Below are 18,367 nucleotides of genomic sequence, written 5' to 3'. Positions count from 1 at the left end.
CACGTGCTACGGTCATGTGGTGGTGTCGCAGGGCACATACAGGCGCTGAATGCTCCGCCATGTGTCACACGACCGAACCGCTGCAAGCCTTATTCTACCTAGCCTGCCGACGACTCGACAGTTTGAAAGTGTACCAACGAGTCAGAGACTGAATAAGCCGTCTGCGTTCACACTCGACCGGACACCGCGTTATAGTCGGGACATGGAATTTCCCCGCCGCCCCGCTGCCGGGCCGGCGCTATCGTTCGAGGAAGCACAGATGAAGTTCGAAGGCACCCAGGCCTACGTTGCCACCGCTGACCTGAAGCTGGCCGTCAACGCCGCCATTACCCTGGAGCGTCCGCTGTTGGTCAAGGGTGAACCCGGTACCGGCAAGACCATGCTCGCCGAACAACTGGCCGAGTCCTTCGGCAGCAAGCTGATCACCTGGCACATCAAGTCCACCACCAAGGCCCATCAGGGGCTCTACGAGTACGACGCGGTCAGCCGCCTGCGCGACTCGCAGCTGGGTGTGGACAAGGTCCACGACGTGCGCAACTACCTGAAGAAAGGCAAGCTCTGGGAAGCGTTCGAATCCGAAGAGCGGGTGATCCTGCTGATCGACGAGATCGACAAGGCCGATATCGAGTTCCCCAATGACCTGTTGCAGGAACTCGACAAGATGGAGTTCTACGTCTACGAGACCGATGAAACCATCAAGGCCAAGCAACGCCCGATCATCATCATTACCTCCAACAACGAGAAGGAACTGCCGGACGCCTTCCTGCGCCGCTGCTTCTTCCACTACATCGCCTTCCCCGATCGCGAAACCCTGCAGAAAATCGTCGATGTCCATTACCCGGACATCAAGAAGGACCTGGTCAGCGAAGCACTCGATGTGTTCTTCGACGTGCGCAAGGTGCCGGGCCTGAAGAAAAAACCGTCGACCTCGGAACTGGTGGATTGGCTGAAGTTGCTGATGGCCGACAACATCGGCGAAGCGGTGCTGCGCGAACGCGATCCGACCAAGGCCATTCCGCCGCTGGCCGGGGCCCTGGTGAAGAACGAGCAGGATGTGCAGTTGCTGGAACGTCTGGCCTTCATGAGCCGCCGAGGCAGCCGCTAGGCCCTGTCCGAAAGCTGCCTGCGCTTCGATCAGGCTGCGTAAAGCGGGCTCGGATGCTCATTTACAACGCGTAAACTGCGCTTCCTCGCCCGCTTTTGCCTTGCCTGATCGCCGTTCGGCGATCTTTCAAACAGAGCCTCTTCACAATGAGAGGGCAATAGCCATGCTGCTCAACCTGTTCAATGAAATGCGTGCAGCCAAGGTGCCGGTATCGGTGCGTGAGCTGCTCGACCTGATCAACGCGCTGAAACAGCGCGTAACCTTCGCCGACATGGACGAGTTCTACTATTTATCGCGGGCGATCCTGGTCAAGGACGAACGGCATTTCGACAAGTTCGACCGAGCCTTCGGCGCCTATTTCAACGGCCTGGAAAAGCTCGATGACTATCTGCAGGCGCTGATCCCCGAAGACTGGCTGCGCAAGGAATTCGAACGTTCGCTGAGCGACGAGGAACGCGCCCAGATCCAGTCCCTCGGCGGCCTGGACAAGCTGATCGAGGAGTTCAAGAAACGCCTGGAAGAACAGAAGGAACGTCATGCCGGCGGCAACAAGTGGATCGGCACCGGCGGCACCAGCCCGTTCGGCTCGGGCGGCTTCAACCCCGAAGGCATCCGCGTCGGCGAGGCGGGCAAGCGCCAGGGCAAGGCGGTCAAGGTCTGGGACCAGCGCGAGTACAAGAACCTCGACGACCAGGTCGAGCTGGGCACACGCAACATCAAGGTGGCCCTGCGCCGCCTGCGCAAGTTCGCTCGCCAGGGCGCAGCGGAAGAACTGGATATCGACGGCACCATCGATCACACCGCCCGCGATGCCGGTCTGTTGAATATCCAGATGCGGCCGGAGCGGCGCAACACCGTCAAGCTGTTGCTGCTGTTCGATATCGGCGGCTCGATGGATGCCCACGTGAAAATCTGCGAGGAACTGTTCTCGGCCTGCAAGACCGAGTTCAAGCACCTGGAGTATTTCTACTTCCACAACTTCATCTACGAGTCGGTGTGGAAGAACAACCTGCGCCGTGGTTCGGAACGCACGTCGACCCAGGACCTGCTGCACAAGTATGGCGCCGACTACAAGGTGATCTTCATTGGCGATGCGGCGATGGCACCCTATGAGATCACCCAGGCCGGCGGCAGCGTCGAGCACTGGAATGAAGAGCCGGGCTACCTGTGGATGCAGCGTTTCATGGAGAAGTACAAGAAGCTCATCTGGATCAACCCGTATCCGAAGGACACCTGGGGGTATACGGCTTCGACCAATATCGTGCGCGATCTGATCGAGGACCAGATGTATCCGTTGACCTTGCGCGGGTTGGAAGAAGGGATGCGGTTCCTGTCCAAGTGATGCGTGGCCTTCCAGGACCTATTCGCGGGCAAGCCCGCGAAGCTTTTGGGACTCAGGCAAACCGGCTCATGAACTCCAGGTGCTGCCGATGCGCCGACTCCTGCACCGTCGGCACCAACCGCACCTCATTCCCCGGCAGGCACTGTGCCAACCGCGCCAGCGACAACGGCGTCAACGCCCCCAAGCGCGGATAACCACCGATGGTCTGCCGATCATTGAGCAACACGATCGGCTGCCCATCCGGCGGCACCTGGATCGCGCCCAGTGGGATCCCTTCGGAAATCATCGGCCGCCCCTGGTATTTCAGCTCTGCACCGAGCAGGCGAATGCCCATGCGGTCGCCACGGCTGTCGAGGGTCCAGGGCGTGTTGAAAGCATCGAACAGGCTCTGCCCGCTGAACTCGCCGATCTGCGCACCGAGCACGACCTGCAACGCGGCTCTGCCCCGAAAATCAGGGATCTGCGCCACAGGCACCACCGCCGATGTCACCACCGTCCCCGAATAACGCAGGCTGTCGCCCTTGCTCAACGGTCGCCCCAGGCCATCCAGGCCGCCCAGTTCCTCGCGCACTACACAGGCACTGCTGCCCAGCGCCTTCGGCGCAGTAAAACCGCCGGGAGCCGCCAGATAGGCCCGCGCGCCCAGCAACGGCTGGGTAAATTGCAACCGCTGCCCGGCTTCAAGGATAAAACTGCGCCAGGGCGCCAGCGCCTGCCCCTCCACCTGGGCACCGAGATCGGCTCCGGCCAGGGCCAGGCAGCAGCTTTCCTGCGCCACCACGGCGAAGCCACCCAGGGCGATCTCCACCACCGGCGCATCCAGCGCGTTGCCCAACAGACGGTTGGCCCAGAACATCGACACCCAGTCCAACGCCCCGCCCTGGGTCACGCCCAGATGACGGACGCCAAACCGTCCCCGGTCCTGTAACAGGCACAGCCGCGTGCTGGCCTCGATCGACAGATGACTCATGCCAGGACCTCCAGCGGCGTATCATCGCCGCCCAACCGGATGAACTCGGCATGCTCGACCGCCGTAAAACGCACCGTATCGCCCGGTTGCATCAGACTGTAGCCATCACGCTCGCGGTCGAACAACTTGCTCGGGGTCCGGCCGATCAGGTTCCAGCCGCCCGGCGACGCGACCGGGTAGGCTGCCGTCTGGCGCTCGGCAATACCGACGCTCCCCGCCGCGACCTGCTTGCGCGGAGTATCGAGCCGTGGCGCCGCCAGTGGTTCCTCAACCAGCCCCATAAAGGCGAAGCCCGGCGCAAAACCGAGGGCGAACACCTGGTACTCGCGCTCGCTGTGATGACGAATGACCTCGCTCACAGACCAACCGCTGCGTTGCGAGAGCAAGCGCAGTTCCGGACCGACGCTCAGGTCGTACCACACCGGCAAGACATGGCACTGTCCGCTGGTCGTGGCATTCGGCTGCAGATCGGCCAGGGCCTCGGCGATCAGCTCCCGCGCTTGAGCCGGGCTCAGTTGCGTCAGGTCGTAGTGAATCATCAAGGTCGTATAGGACGGCACCAGGTCGATCAGCCGGTCGGCAAAGCCAGCGCGCAGACGCTCGCTGGCGGCGAGCATCCACGGCATGTTGGCTTCGGCGATCACTTCGAACAGACGCACCATCAAACAATCGATCGCCACCACTTCGATACGGGGTGTATTCATGGCTGGGCTCATGAGTTCGCCTGCCGTTCGAGGGCCTCACGGATGCGCTGCACGGCCTCGACCGAACTGGCGTTGTCGCCATGTACGCACAGGGTGTCGGCCTGCAAGCGCAGAGCAGTACCGTCGCTGGCGGTCAGGTTGTCGCCACGGGCGATGGTCAGGGCCTGCTCGATGATCCGCTGCGGCTCGTGATGCACCGCCCCCGGCAACTGCCGGGAAACCAGGCGCCCCTCAGGGTCGTAGGCGCGATCGGCAAAGGCTTCGAACCACAGGGTCACGCCGAACTCGTCGGCCAGCGCCTGGGCCGCGCGGTTGTCGCGCATCGCCAGCAACATCAGCGGCAGTTCATGATCGTAGGCGGCGATCGCCTGAATCACCGCGCGCAGTTGCTGCGGGTTAGCCATCATGTCGTTGTACAGCGCACCATGGGGTTTGACATAGCTGACCCGCGCGCCCTGCGCCCGGCAGATGCCGTCCAGTGCACCGATCTGGTAATGCAGCAGGTCCTGGATTTCCTCGGGCGTGCAGGCCATGGAGCGGCGACCGAAGCCGACCAGATCCGGATAGGCGGGGTGAGCGCCGATCCGCACATCATTGGCCAGGGCCAGGCTGACGGTCTTGCGCATGATGCTCGGGTCGCCGGCGTGATAGCCGCAGGCGACGTTGGCGCAGTCGATGAAAGGCATGACCTGCGCATCCAGCCCCATGGTCCAGTTGCCGTAGCTTTCACCAATATCACAATTGAGTAACAGGCGGCTCATGGTCGCTACTCCTTAAAAACCTGTCTTACCAGCCCCGCTCCCGCCTTGCCAGGCGCTCACGCTGGCGTTTGCCGCCCAGCACAACCCAGTCCACCAGCCGGAAGAAACCTTCGATCATGAAGGAAAACAGCAGCGCACCGCCCATCGCCCAGCCGATCGCCTCGGGCGAGAGCAGCACCTGGTAACTGTAGCCCTGCAAGGTTTCCTGGCGAATCGCCGGATCAGCGGCATAGGCCACCTGCAACGCACGCTTGTACCAGGGGCCCTGCATCGCCTGGAACTGATCGTCGAGCAGACGCTGGCGAGTGAGCAGATTACCAAGGCTGTCGGCATCGCTACGGAACACCGGGTCGTCACTGGCACGATAATGTGCCACCAGCTTCTGCAGGTCGCCGTTGAAGAACTGTTCGGCAGTCTTCTGGAAGCCCTGCAGGCTGGTCTGCGCCTCGATCAGGTGGGCTTCGACGCGTTTAGTGTAGTCACTGAGAAAGCCAGGTACCTGAACGCCAATCAGCAGCCCCAGGGTAAACAGTATCAACCGCAGGTAACTCAACCACATGACAGGGTGTCCTTATTCAGTCCGGCCCTGGCTGACGCATTCGCCGCGTCGCCACAGGCTCCATTGACCCGGTTCGTAGCGGGTCCAGGTCTCGTTTTCGGTCAGGGGTTCGGTGGCAATCACCGTCACCACATCGTTGGGTGTGGTCTCGGCCTGGAAGTCGACGATCACGTCGACATCCTTCAGGCGTGCCGGACCAAACGGAGCACGACGGGTAATCTGTGCCAGCTTGGTCGAGCAGTAGCAGAATAGCCAGTCACCGTCGCTGAGCAGGCAATTGAACACACCCTTGCCACGGTATTCGGCGCACGCGGCAACGAGTGACGGTAGCAGCGCTTGCACCTCGACCGGCTCGGGAAACGCCTCGCGGACGCGGTTGAGCAGGTCGCAGAAAGCCGCTTCGCTGTCGGTGTCACCGACCGGGCGATAGAAACTGTTTCGGGGCTCAAAGTCCGCCAACTGGCCGTTGTGCGCGAAGCACCAGTTGCGGCCCCACAGTTCACGGACGAACGGATGGGTGTTGGACAGGCAGACCTTGCCGACATTGGCCTGGCGGATGTGCCCGATCACCACTTCACTCTTGATGGGGTAACGCTGCACCAGTTGCGCCACTTCCGAGTCGCAGCTCGCCGCGGGATCCTGGAACAGACGCAGGCCGCGTCCCTCGTAGAAGCCGATGCCCCAACCGTCGCGATGCGGGCCGGTGCGCCCGCCACGCTGCATCAGCCCGGTAAAGCTGAAAACGATATCGGTCGGCACATTGGCGCTCATGCCCAACAATTCACACATGCTCGGACTCTCGCTTCAATGCTGGAACGCGCTTACAAACGCGGCTCGACCCGTTGCCGAGCGGCACCGCTGGCCGGCGGCGGACGACGTGGACGCTCCTGGCGCTCGGCACCGGCGAACGGTTGGTCGTCGGCCTCGATTTCCGCGCGGGCAGCGGCGGCTGCCGCCTCACTCTGCAGCTTGCGAGCCTTGCTTGCGCGCTCGATCGGCCAGCGGATCAGGACGAAGACCAGATACACGCCCGCAGCGATGACCAGGTACATGAACAGGTCGGAGACCGCGCGCCAGGCGTTGTTGCCCACCTTGAACAGCAGGTCGAGGGCGGTAATGGCCACGGCCGGGGCGAAGCGTTCCTTCACCGGGTCGAGGATGGTCGGGCTGAACAGCAGCACCGCCATCAGCAAGCGCAGTGGTTCGCGCAACCAGCGCCAGGTCCAGCGGGTCAGGCGAAACCACACCAACAGGCAACCCAAGGCGGCAAAGGCGTAGCAACCCCAGGCGATCAGATAGTCGTTCTCGGTCATGGTGTCCATGGCAAGGCTGGCAAGTAGAGGCTTATGATAACGGCTTTTCGCCGGCCCGGCTGCACCGCCGTCAGCGATCCTCAAGATAGAGAGTTGTCCATGTCCCGCAAAGCCGCCGTCAACAGCGCCCCGATTGCCCACAAAGGCCCCGGCCCCGATCCCTACGCCTGGTTGCAGGAGCGTGACAGCAAGGCAGTGCTTGACTACCTCAAAGCCGAAAACAGCTACCAGCAGGCGCAACTGGCCGACCAGGCCGAGCTGCGCGAGACGCTGTTCGAGGAGATCAAGGGGCGGATTCTGGAGACCGACCTGTCCCTGCCCTCGCCCTGGGGCCCGTTCCTGTATTACACCCGCACCACCGCTGGCGACGAGTACGCCCGCCACTATCGCTGCCCTCGTCCAGCCGACGACAGCCTGACAGTGGATGAAAGCGCCGAGCAGTTGCTGCTCGACCCCAACGCCTTGGCAGATGGTGGCTTCCTTTCCCTGGGTAGTTTCAGCGTCAGCCCGAACCACCAGCGCCTGGCCTATAGCCTCGACACCAGCGGCGACGAAGTCTACCGCCTGTACGTCAAGGAACTCGACAGCGGCACGGTCAGCGAACTGCCTTTCGACGATGCGGATGGCAGCATGACCTGGGCCAACGACAGCCGCACGCTGTTCTTCGGTGAGCTGGATGACACCCACCGCCCACACAAGCTGTATCGCCATGTGCTGGGTCAGGATAGCGCCGAAGAAGTGCTGCACGAGCCCGATGGGCGATTTTTCCTGCACTGCTATCGCAGCAGTTCCGAACGGCAACTGGTGGTGCTGCTCAATAGCAAGACCACCAGCGAAGCCTGGGTACTCGATGCCGAAACGCCAGAGCAAGCCTTCGCCTGCCTGGCGCCACGGGTCGAGGGCCACGAGTATTTTGTCGACCACGGCCGTTATCAGGATCAATGGCGCTGGTTCATCCGCAGCAACCAGGACGGTATCAACTTCGCCCTGTTCCAGGCTGCGGACGACGGCATCCCTCGCCGTGAAGACTGGCAGTTGCTGGTTCCCCATGACGATCAGGTGATGCTCGAAGGCGTCACGCTGAATGCCCGGGCCCTGTGCCTGAGCCTGCGCGAAGGTGGCCTGCCGATCATCGAGGTACGTCCCGAGGGCCTGCCGGCCTATCGCGTGCAACTGCCGGACGCAGCCTACAGCCTCTATGTGCAAGACAGCCTGGAGTTCACCAGCGACAGCATCCGCCTGCGCTACGAAGCCCTCAATCGCCCCGCCCAGGTTCGCCAGTTGACCCTGGCCAGCGGCGAGCAGGCGGTGCTCAAGCAAACACCGGTGCTCGGCCCATTCGACGCCGATGCCTACGTCAGCCAGCGCCTGTGGGCCAAGGCGCCGGACGGTACGCGGGTGCCGATCAGCCTGGTGGTCAAGCGTGAACTGCTGGGCCAGACCACCCCGCTCTATCTCTATGGCTATGGCGCCTATGGCGAAAGCCTCGACCCCTGGTTTTCCCATGCCCGCCTGAGCCTGCTCGAGCGCGGCGTAGCCTTCGCCATCGCCCATGTGCGTGGCGGCGGCGAACTGGGCGAGGCCTGGTATCGCGCCGGCAAACAGGAACACAAGCAGAACACTTTCGACGACTTCATCGCCTGCGCCGAACACCTGGTCGCCGAGGGCCTGACCACGTCCGAACAACTGGTGATCAGCGGCGGCAGCGCTGGTGGCCTGTTGATCGGCGCCGTACTCAACCAGAGCCCCGAGTTGTTCCAGGCAGCCATTGCCGAGGTGCCGTTCGTCGATGTGCTGAACACCATGCTCGACCCTGACCTGCCGCTGACCGTGACCGAATACGACGAATGGGGCAACCCGCAGGAGCCGCAAGTGCACGCGCGGCTCAAGGCCTACGCGCCTTACGAAAACGTCAGTGCCCAGGCCTATCCGGCAATGCTGGTGATCGCCGGCTACAACGACAGCCGAGTGCAGTACTGGGAGGCGGCCAAGTGGGTGGCGAAATTGCGCGCGACCCGCACCGATGAAAACCTGTTGCTGCTCAAGACCGAACTGGGCGCCGGCCATGGCGGCATGAGCGGGCGCTACCAGGGATTGCGTGACGTAGCGCTCGAATATGGCTTCGTCTTCAAGGTTCTGGGCATCGCCTGAGGAACTCTGCCCGGCGCCATTGTCATAGACCATGACTCTGCTGCGCCGGGGCCGAGAACGGACCACAACCATAGATCGTGAACCATGTCAGAACCGACCTCACTGAATAACGAAATTCGCGACATGCTGATGGACTGCGGTCTGTTCAATCAGCTGTTGCCCGCCGACTGTCAGGCGGCAGCGGGCTACTTCAGCATCAGCAGCGTGGCCAAGGGCGAAGAAATCTTTCATGAAGGCGATGCCGGGACCTTCATGTGCATCATCCACAACGGCAACGTCAATGTGCAGAAAGACAACGAAGCGGGCCAGCCCGTGGTGATTGCCACCCTGCGTGCCGGCCGGGCCTTCGGCGAGATGGCGGTACTCGACGGCGAACGGCGTTCGGCCAGTTGCGTAGCGGCCAGCGATTGCCAGTTGTTGAACCTGGGCAAGGACTCCCTGGAAAAGATGCTCAACGAGGCGCCGAAAATCGCCGCCAAGATCATTCGTGCCATCGCCATCGCGCTGTCCAAGCGCCTGCGCATGGTCGACGGGCAGTTGCTCTCGCAGCAGGTTTAACTGGAGACCGGCTTGGCCTTGTCGGCCTTGTCGTGCTGTTCCAGGCCAGGCAAGGTCTGGTCCTTGGGCGGCGAAGGCAGTTCGATACTCGGCAGCGGCTCGCCGGGCTTGGGTGGCGTGCGCGGGGTGATTTGCGGGTACGGCGTGGGGGTGGCGGTACCCGGGGAACCCGGGGCTGGTGTCACGGGAGCCGGCGCAATGTCCTCGGCCCATACAGCCGTCATCGTCAGTGCGGCCAACACAGCGGCCGCCAGGGTAATGCCTTTCATCAATAGCTCCAGCAATCTGTCTGTCATCAGGCTACTCGCAACGCGAACATTTTGCCTCGCTCAATGACATTTCGTTGCACACCTGACTCGCCGGATCCCACACACCCGGGTAGCGATCACCGAAAAGCCGGGGAACTGCGCTAGACTTCACGACATAACCGTCATTAACCCATTCCACAAGGTGAACCCATGAGTTCGGCCAACCCTCCCTCCCATACCGCCAAGCTGGACCGCATCCTCGCCGATGCGAAACGCGATAAAGAGATGGGCTATCGTGACAAGGCGCTGAAGATGTACCCGCACGTCTGCGGTCGTTGCGCCCGTGAATTTTCCGGCAAGCGCCTGAGCGAACTGACCGTGCATCACCGCGACCACAACCACGACAACAACCCGCAGGACGGTTCCAACTGGGAGTTGCTCTGCCTGTTCTGCCATGACAACGAACACTCGCGCTACACCGACCAACAGTATTTCGGCGACAGCTCCCTGAGCAGTCCGACGATCGCCAAGGCCACCCACAACCCGTTCGCCGCCCTGGCCGGGATGTTGAAAAAAGACGAGTAAGCTCCCCGTCCGGCTGCCCGCCACGGTGCGGGCAGCTTTCCTGCACCTGATCGAGACAGGCATCACGCCCCGTGGAGTTGCCGGTATACTCGCGTCTTTTTCCTGGAAGGCACCCGGCTCGTGGCAAACAAAAGGTACAGCTGCATTGGTTTGTATAACCCCAAGTCACCGGAAAATGTCGGTTCGGTGATGCGTGCGGCTGGCTGCTACGGCGTGGCCTCGGTGTTCTATACCGGCAAACGCTACGAACGGGCCCGCGACTTCGTCACCGATACCAAGAAGGTGCATCAGGATATTCCGCTGATCGGCATCGACGACTTGAAGAAAATCTTGCCCCTGGGCTGTATCCCGGTCGCCGTCGAACTGGTGGAAGGTGCCCGCCCGCTGCCGGAATACACTCACCCGGACCGGGCGCTGTACATCTTCGGCCCCGAAGACGGCTCGCTGGACAAGGACATCCGCGACTGGTGCGAAGACGTGGTGTACATCCCCACCACCGGCTGCATGAACCTGGCCGCTACGGTCAATGTGGTGCTCTACGATCGCCTGGCCAAGGGCAACAACACCCGTTCTGGCCCCAAATTCTGACTTTTGCGGAACAAGCCGGGCTTTCCTGAAGTCTGCAATTTATCCCCCTGCCACTTTGGAGACAGATCATGAGCGACAGTAAAACCGTGCAGCGCATCGACTCCACCCCATTCCAGTCAGCGACACCCCAACAGAACGTCCAGGGCTGGGAGCGTATCGGCTCTCTGGCCGGCGGCGTGGTGATGATGGGCAAGGGCCTGCGGCGTGGCGGTGTGTTCGGCCTGCTCCAGGTCGCCATCGGCGGCGTGGCGCTGGCCCGCGGCATCACCGGCCACAGCTCGACCAAGAGCCTGCTGGAGAAGGGACGCCAGGACTTGCATGGCGTACGTACGAAGATCGAGCGGGCGGCAGATGAGCTGCGGCAGATGAAAGCCAATGCCGACAGGGCGACACGCACCGCGACGGTGACGGGGAGTGATTCGCTGGAAACGCCGAAGGCCTGATAGTGCCCTTGAGCATGCCTTCGCGGGCAAGCCCTGCTCCTGCAGTACGGTGGTGTGCTCTCGCTTGATGCCTGGCGCTCTACTGCAGGAGCAGGGCTTACCCGCGAATAGGCACTCCAGCTCACCCCAAAGCCCAAGGGCTTACTTCAAAAGGTCCGTCGCCAACACCTTGGACGGTCCACCCAGCACGCTTTCGCTGAGCTGGATGAACTCCTGGGTCGTCACCGTATCCAGGCGCATCGCCGCCCGGCTCACATCGTCCAGCGAGTGCTTGTCGCCGGTCTGCTGACGAATCTCCCGGTCCAAGGCCTGCAGCAACAATACCGCCCGAGCGACCGTCGGCCCGCTGACCTGATCGCCACGCAAGCTGGTGACCGCGTGGCTGATGCGAGCCATCCGCGCCTGCAGCGCCTGGTAGCGCTCCTCGCTGATGCCACCGGCACGGCGGACCAACTCGATCGCGTAGTACTCAGCCAGGCCCTCGCCGATCCAGTCGCTATGATGGCTGTCGTTGATCCTGCCGAACACATGCACCAGTTCACGCACCAGCGGGCTGGCACCGGACTCGCCGATCAGCGGCCCGGTGCTGTGCACATAGATCGAATCATGGGCCGCACGGGCACCACGCGCCATCGACTCTCCTGCCCCCACCACCAGCAGTTTCGGCGGATTGCGTGGAAAAACCTCCTGCACCTTGGGCCAGACGAAGGTGAGCAATGTGAGCACGTCCATCCGCCGCATGCCCTCACCCCGCGCAGCGGCGACCGTCACCTCGGTTTCGCCCAGACGCTCACGCCGGCTGCCCAGATTGCCGGCGAGTATCCAGCCGGTCGGGCGGTCGAACAGGCGTGAGACGTTATCAATGCGAAAGCGGTTCTTGCCAATGCGCGGCCAGGCCGTCTCGACACTCTTCCAGCCAGTAGGCAACTCGAACTCCAGCCGCGACACCAGCTCGGTGCCGTCCTGCTGGTCCAGACGCGCCGGCGGCACCAGTTCCTCGCCACGCAGCAGCGCCCAATGACTGGTCATGCGCGTATCGAAGGTGCCATTGCGGCGCGGATGACTGATGCTCACCCGATAGCTGAGGCTGGCCTTGCCGGCGGCCGGACGCCAGATACCACGGCTGCCGCTACCGGCCTGGTCGGGCTGCGTCAACCATTGGCCGTCGGCCTTGAAATCGGTGTAGTAGCCTTGGGCACCCAGAGCAAAATCCAGGCTGCGTACCGCCGAGCCCTGAGCCAGGGTCAAGCGCACTTCAGCCTGGTCGCTCTGCGGCAACAGCCGTATGTGGTAATCCAGCTCGACTTTTTTCCCGGCCCAGGCGGAACCGGCCAACATCAGCAGCAGCAACCCCGACCACAGTCGGCAACGCACCGGCATACACACTCCTTCGGGTTCGCCAGGATCAACCGGCGCGGAAAATCAGATGGTCTTCCCAGTCGTCCTCGGGCACGCTGCCTTCGGCCAGCATCCGTCCGGACTGGGAGATGCGCTCGTGATGGACCGCATCGGGGTCGCCACAGACCAAGTGATGCCAGAGCGGCAAGTCCTTGCCCTCGCTGACCAGACGATAACCGCAGGTCGGCGGCAGCCACTTGAACTCGTCGGCCTGGCCCGGCGTGAGCTGGATACAGTCGGGTACCGAGGCGCGGCGGTTAGTGTAATCGCTGCACTGGCAGGTCTTGAGATCCAGCAGCCTGCAGGCGATACGCGTGTAGTAGACGCTGTTGTCTTCTTCATCCTCGAGCTTTTGCAGACAGCACAGGCCGCAGCCGTCGCACAACGACTCCCATTCCTCCGGATCGAGTTGATCGAGGGTCTTGCGTATCCAGAAGGGTTCGACTCTTGCGGCCATGGTTCAGACATCTGCATCGGGTAGTGAAAAGGTCGCCAGTCTAGTGCCCGCGCCGCAAAGGGCCAAGCATTGGCGACTGCCGGTTGAAGAAGGCTTGTCAGGCACGCCCGTGCGCAGTAGCTTTATTGACATTGAAACCGCCTAGCCAACTGCCATTAGCGCTCCAGCGCGCCGCACGAAGCACCCTGTAGGCGGGCCAGATATCACGACCGAATACCGCTCCAGCGGCCAGGGTCGACTTACTCCCCGTCACTTCGAACTCTAGTCAGGAATTCTCCATGAGCGCCAACCCACGCGTCGCCGATCATCCTATCGAAGCCCAGTTCACCCAACGCTGGTCGCCGCGCGCCTTCACTGGCGAAACCATTGCGCAAGAAACCCTGCTGAGCTTCTTCGAAGCCGCGCGCTGGGCGCCGTCGGCCTACAACTCGCAACCATGGCGTTTCCTTTATGCGCGTCGTGACACACCGAACTGGGAACGCTTCCTCGGGCTGCTCAACGAATTCAACCGGGGTTGGGCACAGCACGCTTCGGCGCTGGTGATCGTGATCTCGAAGACCACCTTCAAGGTCCCTGGCGCTGCCGAGGAAACTCCGGCCCTGTGGCACACCTTTGACACCGGCTCGGCCTGGGGCTACCTGGCGCTGCAAGCGAGCCTGAGCGGCTGGCACGCCCACGGCATGGCCGGTTTCGATCAGGAACTGACCCGCAAGGAACTGAAGATTCCGGAAGGCTACGCCCTGCACGCGGCGGTCGCCATCGGCAAGCTGGGTGACAAGGCCAGCCTTGCCGAATATCTGCAGGCCCGGGAAGTACCCAGCCCGCGCGAGCCACTGAGCGCGCTGGCGGCTGAGGGTGATTTCAGCCTGTAAGCATGGGAGGCGCTGAGTGCTTGTGAGGGTTTCGGCGCCTTCAAGGCCCTATTCGCGAGCAAGCTCTGATCCGACAGTTCATGGTCGTGCACAAAATTTGTGTACACCACAAGACTGTCAGGAGCAGAGCTTGCTCGCGAAGCTTCTACTTCAAGGCTAGTAACCGCGCTCGAACTCCACTTCGCCCCGCAGCGGTTCACTCGCCTGATACGCCCGCAGGTTCTCGACGAACAATTGCACCATCATCGACGGCGACGTCGGCGCCGAACTGTGGCCGGTCAGCAGCAGTCCCCAGGCGGTCCAGAAGGGATGGCGCTGTGGCAATGGCTCCTGCCGACAGACATCGATAACCGCCCCCGCCAGATGGCCTTCCTTCAAAGCCGCCACCAGGTCCGCATCGACCACCGCGACACCGCGCCCGGCATTGATGAACAGGCCGGTCGGCTTGAAGCGCTTGAACATCGCCGCATCGTACAGATCATGGGTAGCCACCGTGTTGGGCAGCAGGTTGATCACGTAGTCCACCTCGCCGACCCGCTCGCCCAGCGCTTCCAGGCCGTCGACCCGGATAAACGGCGCCTGCTCGCGGGCCTCACTGGCGATCCCGTACAGTTCGACGCCAAACGGTTGCAGAAACTGCGCAACGCTCTGGCCGATGTCGCCGGCGCCGACGATCAGCACCTTGCGTCCGAGCAGCCCCTGGCCAGTGCGGTTATCCCACTTGCGTTCGACCTGGCTGACCAACCGCGCCAGCACCTCACGTTCATGGCCGAGCATGTAGGTAAGAACGTATTCGGCCATGACCTGGCCAAAAATGCCGACCGCACGGGTCAGCCGGTAAGTGCGCGGCAGCCCCTCGGCCAGCAACGGCGTGATCCCGGCCCAGGTCGATTGCAGCCACTGAGGCTGGCGTCCCTGGCGCAACAGACTCGCCATCAGGTCCGGTTGCCCCAGCCAGATCGGGCAGTCGGCCGCCATGCCAGAGAGCGTCGCCGAGTCGCCGCTGGTCATGATTTCTAGTTCGGGCGCCGCCTCTTGCAACAGGCGGGCGTACACGGCGTGGTCGTGTTCGGCAATCAGAACGCGCATGGTTCAAACCTTTCCAAAACAGTGCAGGCGACCGCCGATGAAGCGCTCTCCATCGTGCTCGACGATCGCCAGAAAATGCATTCCATTGAAATGGAGCGCCCTGGACAGGGCGCTCAGGGCTGTTGATCAGACCGGGTCATTACGGCGCAACAACTCTTCCGGCAAATGCTCGATGTACTCGTCCTCGGCCGGGGGCATCTGCAGGTGGTAACCCTGCTTGTCGAGATTATCGAGCACCTTGTGGATATCTTCGCGCGCCAGCGTGCGCTCAGGCGTCAGCACCAGGTCGAAGGCATGCAGCGGCTTGCCGAACGCCTGCAGAAGAGGCTCCGGAACACGCGCCAGGGCTTCGCTCTTGAGCACGTAGAGGTACATTTCGTTCTTGCGGGGGCTGCGATAGATCGAGCAGATATGTTTCAAGGCTGTTCTCCAGCAGTCGCCAGGCTGTCGAGCAAGGCCTGACCCAACCATTCGCGGCGCCAGCCACGCAGCGAATCGGGCAATTGATAAGGTCCGTCAGGAAAGCCGCTCTTGATCAGCGCTTCCAGGGTTTTCTTGCGCAGCATCAGTTCCGGCACGATGCCCATCCGCTCGGCCGCCGCCTGGCCCACGCCCCGCAGGCGCTTGACCAAAGCTCCGGCCTCGATCGGCAGGGGCTCGGGCACCGCAGGTGGCCATTGGTCCATCGGCAGACTGGCCGCACGCTTGATCAGCTCCAGCAGGAACTCGCCATCCTGGCGCACGGTGCGCGGGTGCATGTCTTCGATGCGGGCCAGGCTCACCAGGTTGTCCGGCTGGCTCTTGGCCAAGGGCCACAACGAATGCTCGCGGATGATCCGGTTGCGCGGCAAGTCACGGGCACGAGCCTCGCGCTCGCGCCAGGCGCAGAGTTCACGCAGCACCGCCAACTGGGACCGGGACAGTTTCCAGGCCAGCTTGGCGTCACGATAGACCTCGTAGGGATCGACCTCGCGGCGCAGGTTGGCGACCAGTTCGGCGCCGTCCTCCAGGACCCAGGCGTACTTGTCGTCCGACAATTGCGGACGCAGGCGGCTGTAGACTTCGGCCAGGTGCAATGCATCTTCGGCGGCATAGCTGACCTGGGTCTCAGAGAGCGGACGTTGCAACCAGTCGGAACGGGTCTCGCCCTTGGGCAGGTCGATGCCAAGGACCTCCTGGACCAGTCGCGAATAGCCCATGGAAAAACCCAGGTTCAGGTAACCCGCCGCCAATTGCGTATCGAACAGCGGTGTCGGCAGGCTGCCGGTCAGGCGCAACAGGACCTCGAGGTCTTCGCTGCAGGCGTGCACGACCTTGACCACCGCCGGGTTGTCCAGCAGCGCGGCCAGGGGTTGCCAGTTGTCGATGGTCAACGGGTCGATCAGGTAAGCGCTGGAGCCATCACCAATCTGGATCAGCCCGGCGATGGGATAAAAGGTGTCGACCCGCATGAATTCGGTGTCGAGGGCAACGAAAGGTAATTGCTGCCATTCAGTGCAATGCCGACCGAGGCTATCGTTGTCGCGAATCCAGTGAATATCGATGGCCACACGGCTCTCCCTTGAAGAATGGCGCGCAGTATATATCGCCACAGGCGATTTCCGAGCATTCGCGCTGCAAGAGCGTGGGTGAATGCCCCGCTGCGGTGAAAGAATAGTCTTACTCACCAGGTTCGCCGGATCACGAAGGTCAGTTGTCCTTGCGCAGAACGTAGACCCGACGCATGGCATAACCCGGCAAAAAGTCGCGGTGGCCGACAATCTCGAAGCCGGCTTCATGAAACTCGGCCTCGACCTGGGCCTTGTCCAGCACCACGGGCCTGGGGTCCTGGCCGCTATGGCCTGCTCGCCGACCACGCCAAGCCATTAGATTGCCACTTAGGCACAGGGAGACGATCACCGTGTCACGGCTGACCCGGTGAAACTCGCGCAGTATCGCCAGACGGTGCTCAGCCTCAGCGACATGGGCGAAGAACGGCAGGCAGAAAATGCAATCCACCGCATTTTCCGGCAGGCTGATGGCGAACGTTGAACTGTGGAGCGTCCTGACCCGCTTGAACAGTTCAGGCGCATGATGAACCGCGCAGTGATCAAGCATTTCCCGCGACGAATCCGCTGCCAGCACCACACGATTGCCACGCTGCGCCAGGACCGGCCAGAACCGCCCGGCGCCGCAGGGCAGGTCCAGCACCAGGCCCGGCTCGCCCGCCAGCTTCAGCGCCTGCCGTACCAGGCCCTCCTCGCGCCAGTGTTCCAGGCGCTGCCACACCCCCTGGGGATGAACAGTGCGGCACACCCGAGCATGCTCGCGCGCGTGTTGGCGGGCGAACTCAAGCTCGACGAGGGAAGGCGATGGCGCTGACATGGCTGAGGGACTCTGCTGCATTGACCGGCGATCGGAAACGCTGCCGCAAGTACGGGTAGCACTCGGGGCAGCATTTGAACCTTAGTCAGACGGGCATCAACATTTCGTGAAAAATACGCCGCCACCTCATCAAGCCGTGAGTTTCAGGCCAGGAGCAGAGATCAACACCAACCGGCGCAGCATTTTTCTCCATGACGCTTATTCACGGCAAAGAGGAAATCATCGCGTGCCATTCCCAATGGTACTAAACCTGGCTGGGTGACGTGTTCTCTCCTCCAGCCTTGACATAATCGGCAATCAGGCTGCTATACGTGTCCTCATGCTGATCGTAGTCATTGCCGGGCAGGCTGGCCCAGATATTTGCGCATTTGGTAATCGCGGACACTATGTTACCGGACTGAAGATCATCCAGAGCCTGTCGCTCGCTGATTTGCTGGATAGCGATGCGGTCTTGGCTGAGCGGACCGAAATCAGGCAAATTTAACGAACGGCTGTAATCAGCCCAATAGCGAAAGAGCAGTTGGTATCGACCAGCCGCTGTAGAAACGAGCCCATTGCTGTTGACGTGCACATATATACAGGGGTGAGTTGAATAGTCGCTAAAGGTGTTAGGACTGTTGATACCTCCTACAACGACATCGTATCCATTGTTACGAGTGTATTGACTGGTTGAAGTCCCTTCGGCAATTGCCAGCATATCAAGGAATGCACACACGTTTTGACCACCAGCAGCGTCTGCTGTGATTTCTGGCATGGGGTAACTCCTAAAGGTGAGAGCCAAAAAATGCCAGCCGTGGAGCCAGCGTTCGAGGAGGATTTACTATCAGCAACGTCTATGGGCTTTCGGGCAGGCTGCTCCC

The 18,367-nt window shown here is 62.1% G+C and carries 22 protein-coding genes; 8 read left to right on the top strand and 14 right to left on the bottom strand.

Going from position 1 to position 18,367, the window contains the following annotated elements; translation table 11 throughout:
- Positions 1 to 259: 259 nt before the first annotated feature.
- Together BLU37_RS15120 and BLU37_RS15115 are read left to right on the top strand one after the other, a co-directional pair.
- A complete protein-coding gene (locus BLU37_RS15120; protein ID WP_090206126.1) occupies positions 260 to 1,105 on the top strand; it encodes an AAA family ATPase in 846 nt (281 codons plus the stop codon).
- A gap of 163 nt (positions 1,106 to 1,268) precedes the next feature.
- Positions 1,269 to 2,447 carry a vWA domain-containing protein gene (locus BLU37_RS15115; protein ID WP_090206123.1) on the top strand — a complete coding sequence of 393 codons (1,179 nt, stop codon included), beginning with the start codon at positions 1,269 to 1,271 and terminating at the stop codon, positions 2,445 to 2,447.
- 52 nt (positions 2,448 to 2,499) lie between these two features.
- Here BLU37_RS15115 and BLU37_RS15110 read toward each other — a convergent pair whose 3' ends face one another.
- Genes BLU37_RS15110 through BLU37_RS15085 form a run of 6 tightly spaced genes read right to left on the bottom strand, consistent with a single transcriptional unit; the run spans position 2,500 to position 6,763 of the window.
- On the bottom strand, positions 2,500 to 3,417 hold the full coding sequence (locus BLU37_RS15110; protein WP_090206120.1) for a 5-oxoprolinase subunit C family protein: 918 nt from the start codon (positions 3,415 to 3,417) through the stop codon (positions 2,500 to 2,502).
- On the bottom strand, positions 3,414 to 4,133 hold the full coding sequence (locus BLU37_RS15105) for a 5-oxoprolinase subunit B family protein (protein WP_090206116.1): 720 nt from the start codon (positions 4,131 to 4,133) through the stop codon (positions 3,414 to 3,416). The genes BLU37_RS15110 and BLU37_RS15105 overlap by 4 nt, the downstream gene beginning before the upstream one ends.
- A complete protein-coding gene (locus tag BLU37_RS15100) occupies positions 4,130 to 4,882 on the bottom strand; it encodes a 5-oxoprolinase subunit PxpA (RefSeq protein WP_090206113.1) in 753 nt (250 codons plus the stop codon). Before BLU37_RS15100 ends, BLU37_RS15105 begins: the two co-directional genes overlap by 4 nt.
- Positions 4,883 to 4,907: 25 nt before the next feature.
- Positions 4,908 to 5,441, bottom strand: a complete 534-nt coding sequence (locus BLU37_RS15095; protein WP_010450135.1) for a DUF2937 family protein — start codon at positions 5,439 to 5,441, stop codon at positions 4,908 to 4,910.
- 12 nt (positions 5,442 to 5,453) lie between these two features.
- Positions 5,454 to 6,230: a class II glutamine amidotransferase gene (locus tag BLU37_RS15090; protein WP_090206110.1), complete on the bottom strand. Its 777-nt coding sequence runs from the start codon at positions 6,228 to 6,230 to the stop codon at positions 5,454 to 5,456.
- Positions 6,231 to 6,262: 32 nt separating this feature from the next.
- Positions 6,263 to 6,763, bottom strand: a complete 501-nt coding sequence (locus tag BLU37_RS15085; RefSeq protein ID WP_029379529.1) for a hypothetical protein — start codon at positions 6,761 to 6,763, stop codon at positions 6,263 to 6,265.
- Between the two features lie 90 nt (positions 6,764 to 6,853).
- On the opposite strand from BLU37_RS15085, the gene BLU37_RS15080 reads away from it, so the two are divergent.
- Together BLU37_RS15080 and BLU37_RS15075 are read left to right on the top strand one after the other, a co-directional pair.
- Entirely contained in the window at positions 6,854 to 8,905 is a 2,052-nt protein-coding gene (locus BLU37_RS15080; RefSeq protein ID WP_090206107.1) for a S9 family peptidase, read from the top strand.
- Positions 8,906 to 8,989: 84 nt separating this feature from the next.
- The gene (locus tag BLU37_RS15075; RefSeq protein WP_029532659.1) at positions 8,990 to 9,463 is read left to right on the top strand and encodes a cyclic nucleotide-binding domain-containing protein; all 474 of its coding nucleotides are present in this window, start codon (positions 8,990 to 8,992) and stop codon (positions 9,461 to 9,463) included.
- Here BLU37_RS15075 and BLU37_RS15070 read toward each other — a convergent pair.
- Complete coding sequence (locus tag BLU37_RS15070; protein ID WP_010450146.1) at positions 9,460 to 9,732, bottom strand: hypothetical protein; 273 nt, start codon at positions 9,730 to 9,732, stop codon at positions 9,460 to 9,462. The two genes, BLU37_RS15075 and BLU37_RS15070, sit on opposite strands and share 4 nt — an antisense overlap.
- A gap of 189 nt (positions 9,733 to 9,921) precedes the next feature.
- Here BLU37_RS15070 and BLU37_RS15065 point away from each other — a divergent pair, with 189 nt between their 5' ends.
- From BLU37_RS15065 to BLU37_RS15055, 3 genes are all read left to right on the top strand, one after another.
- The gene (locus BLU37_RS15065; protein ID WP_010450148.1) at positions 9,922 to 10,296 is read left to right on the top strand and encodes a YajD family HNH nuclease; all 375 of its coding nucleotides are present in this window, start codon (positions 9,922 to 9,924) and stop codon (positions 10,294 to 10,296) included.
- Positions 10,297 to 10,416: 120 nt separating this feature from the next.
- Complete coding sequence (locus BLU37_RS15060) at positions 10,417 to 10,884, top strand: RNA methyltransferase (RefSeq protein WP_010450151.1); 468 nt, start codon at positions 10,417 to 10,419, stop codon at positions 10,882 to 10,884.
- Positions 10,885 to 10,952: 68 nt separating this feature from the next.
- A complete protein-coding gene (locus BLU37_RS15055) occupies positions 10,953 to 11,327 on the top strand; it encodes a YgaP family membrane protein (RefSeq protein ID WP_090206104.1) in 375 nt (124 codons plus the stop codon).
- 141 nt (positions 11,328 to 11,468) lie between these two features.
- On the opposite strand, the gene BLU37_RS15050 is transcribed toward BLU37_RS15055, so the two are convergent.
- Both BLU37_RS15050 and BLU37_RS15045 read right to left on the bottom strand, forming a co-directional pair.
- Positions 11,469 to 12,707: a hypothetical protein gene (locus BLU37_RS15050; protein ID WP_090206101.1), complete on the bottom strand. Its 1,239-nt coding sequence runs from the start codon at positions 12,705 to 12,707 to the stop codon at positions 11,469 to 11,471.
- Between the two features lie 25 nt (positions 12,708 to 12,732).
- A complete protein-coding gene (locus tag BLU37_RS15045; protein ID WP_090206098.1) occupies positions 12,733 to 13,182 on the bottom strand; it encodes a YcgN family cysteine cluster protein in 450 nt (149 codons plus the stop codon).
- Between the two features lie 278 nt (positions 13,183 to 13,460).
- On the opposite strand from BLU37_RS15045, the gene BLU37_RS15040 reads away from it, so the two are divergent.
- Positions 13,461 to 14,054, top strand: coding sequence for a nitroreductase family protein (locus BLU37_RS15040; protein WP_090206096.1), 594 nt, complete (start codon positions 13,461 to 13,463; stop codon positions 14,052 to 14,054).
- Positions 14,055 to 14,210: 156 nt separating this feature from the next.
- On the opposite strand, the gene BLU37_RS15035 is transcribed toward BLU37_RS15040, so the two are convergent.
- The 5 genes from BLU37_RS15035 to BLU37_RS15015 form a co-directional block, all read right to left on the bottom strand.
- Complete coding sequence (locus tag BLU37_RS15035) at positions 14,211 to 15,143, bottom strand: D-2-hydroxyacid dehydrogenase (protein WP_090206093.1); 933 nt, start codon at positions 15,141 to 15,143, stop codon at positions 14,211 to 14,213.
- Positions 15,144 to 15,269: 126 nt separating this feature from the next.
- Complete coding sequence (locus BLU37_RS15030; protein WP_019360809.1) at positions 15,270 to 15,563, bottom strand: YcgL domain-containing protein; 294 nt, start codon at positions 15,561 to 15,563, stop codon at positions 15,270 to 15,272.
- A complete protein-coding gene (gene rnd / locus BLU37_RS15025; RefSeq protein ID WP_090206090.1) occupies positions 15,560 to 16,693 on the bottom strand; it encodes a ribonuclease D in 1,134 nt (377 codons plus the stop codon). Before rnd ends, BLU37_RS15030 begins: the two co-directional genes overlap by 4 nt.
- A 139-nt stretch (positions 16,694 to 16,832) precedes the next feature.
- Positions 16,833 to 17,507, bottom strand: a complete 675-nt coding sequence (locus BLU37_RS15020; RefSeq protein WP_090206087.1) for a class I SAM-dependent methyltransferase — start codon at positions 17,505 to 17,507, stop codon at positions 16,833 to 16,835.
- 244 nt (positions 17,508 to 17,751) lie between these two features.
- The gene (locus BLU37_RS15015; RefSeq protein WP_090206085.1) at positions 17,752 to 18,261 is read right to left on the bottom strand and encodes a glycoside hydrolase family 24 protein; all 510 of its coding nucleotides are present in this window, start codon (positions 18,259 to 18,261) and stop codon (positions 17,752 to 17,754) included.
- Positions 18,262 to 18,367 lie beyond the last annotated feature (106 nt).

Origin of the sequence: Pseudomonas asplenii (genome assembly GCF_900105475.1) — a bacterium.
GTDB classification, from domain to species: domain Bacteria; phylum Pseudomonadota; class Gammaproteobacteria; order Pseudomonadales; family Pseudomonadaceae; genus Aquipseudomonas; species Aquipseudomonas asplenii.
The sequence above is the reverse complement of the archived record's forward strand: the minus strand, read 5'-3'. Positions and strand labels throughout refer to the sequence as shown.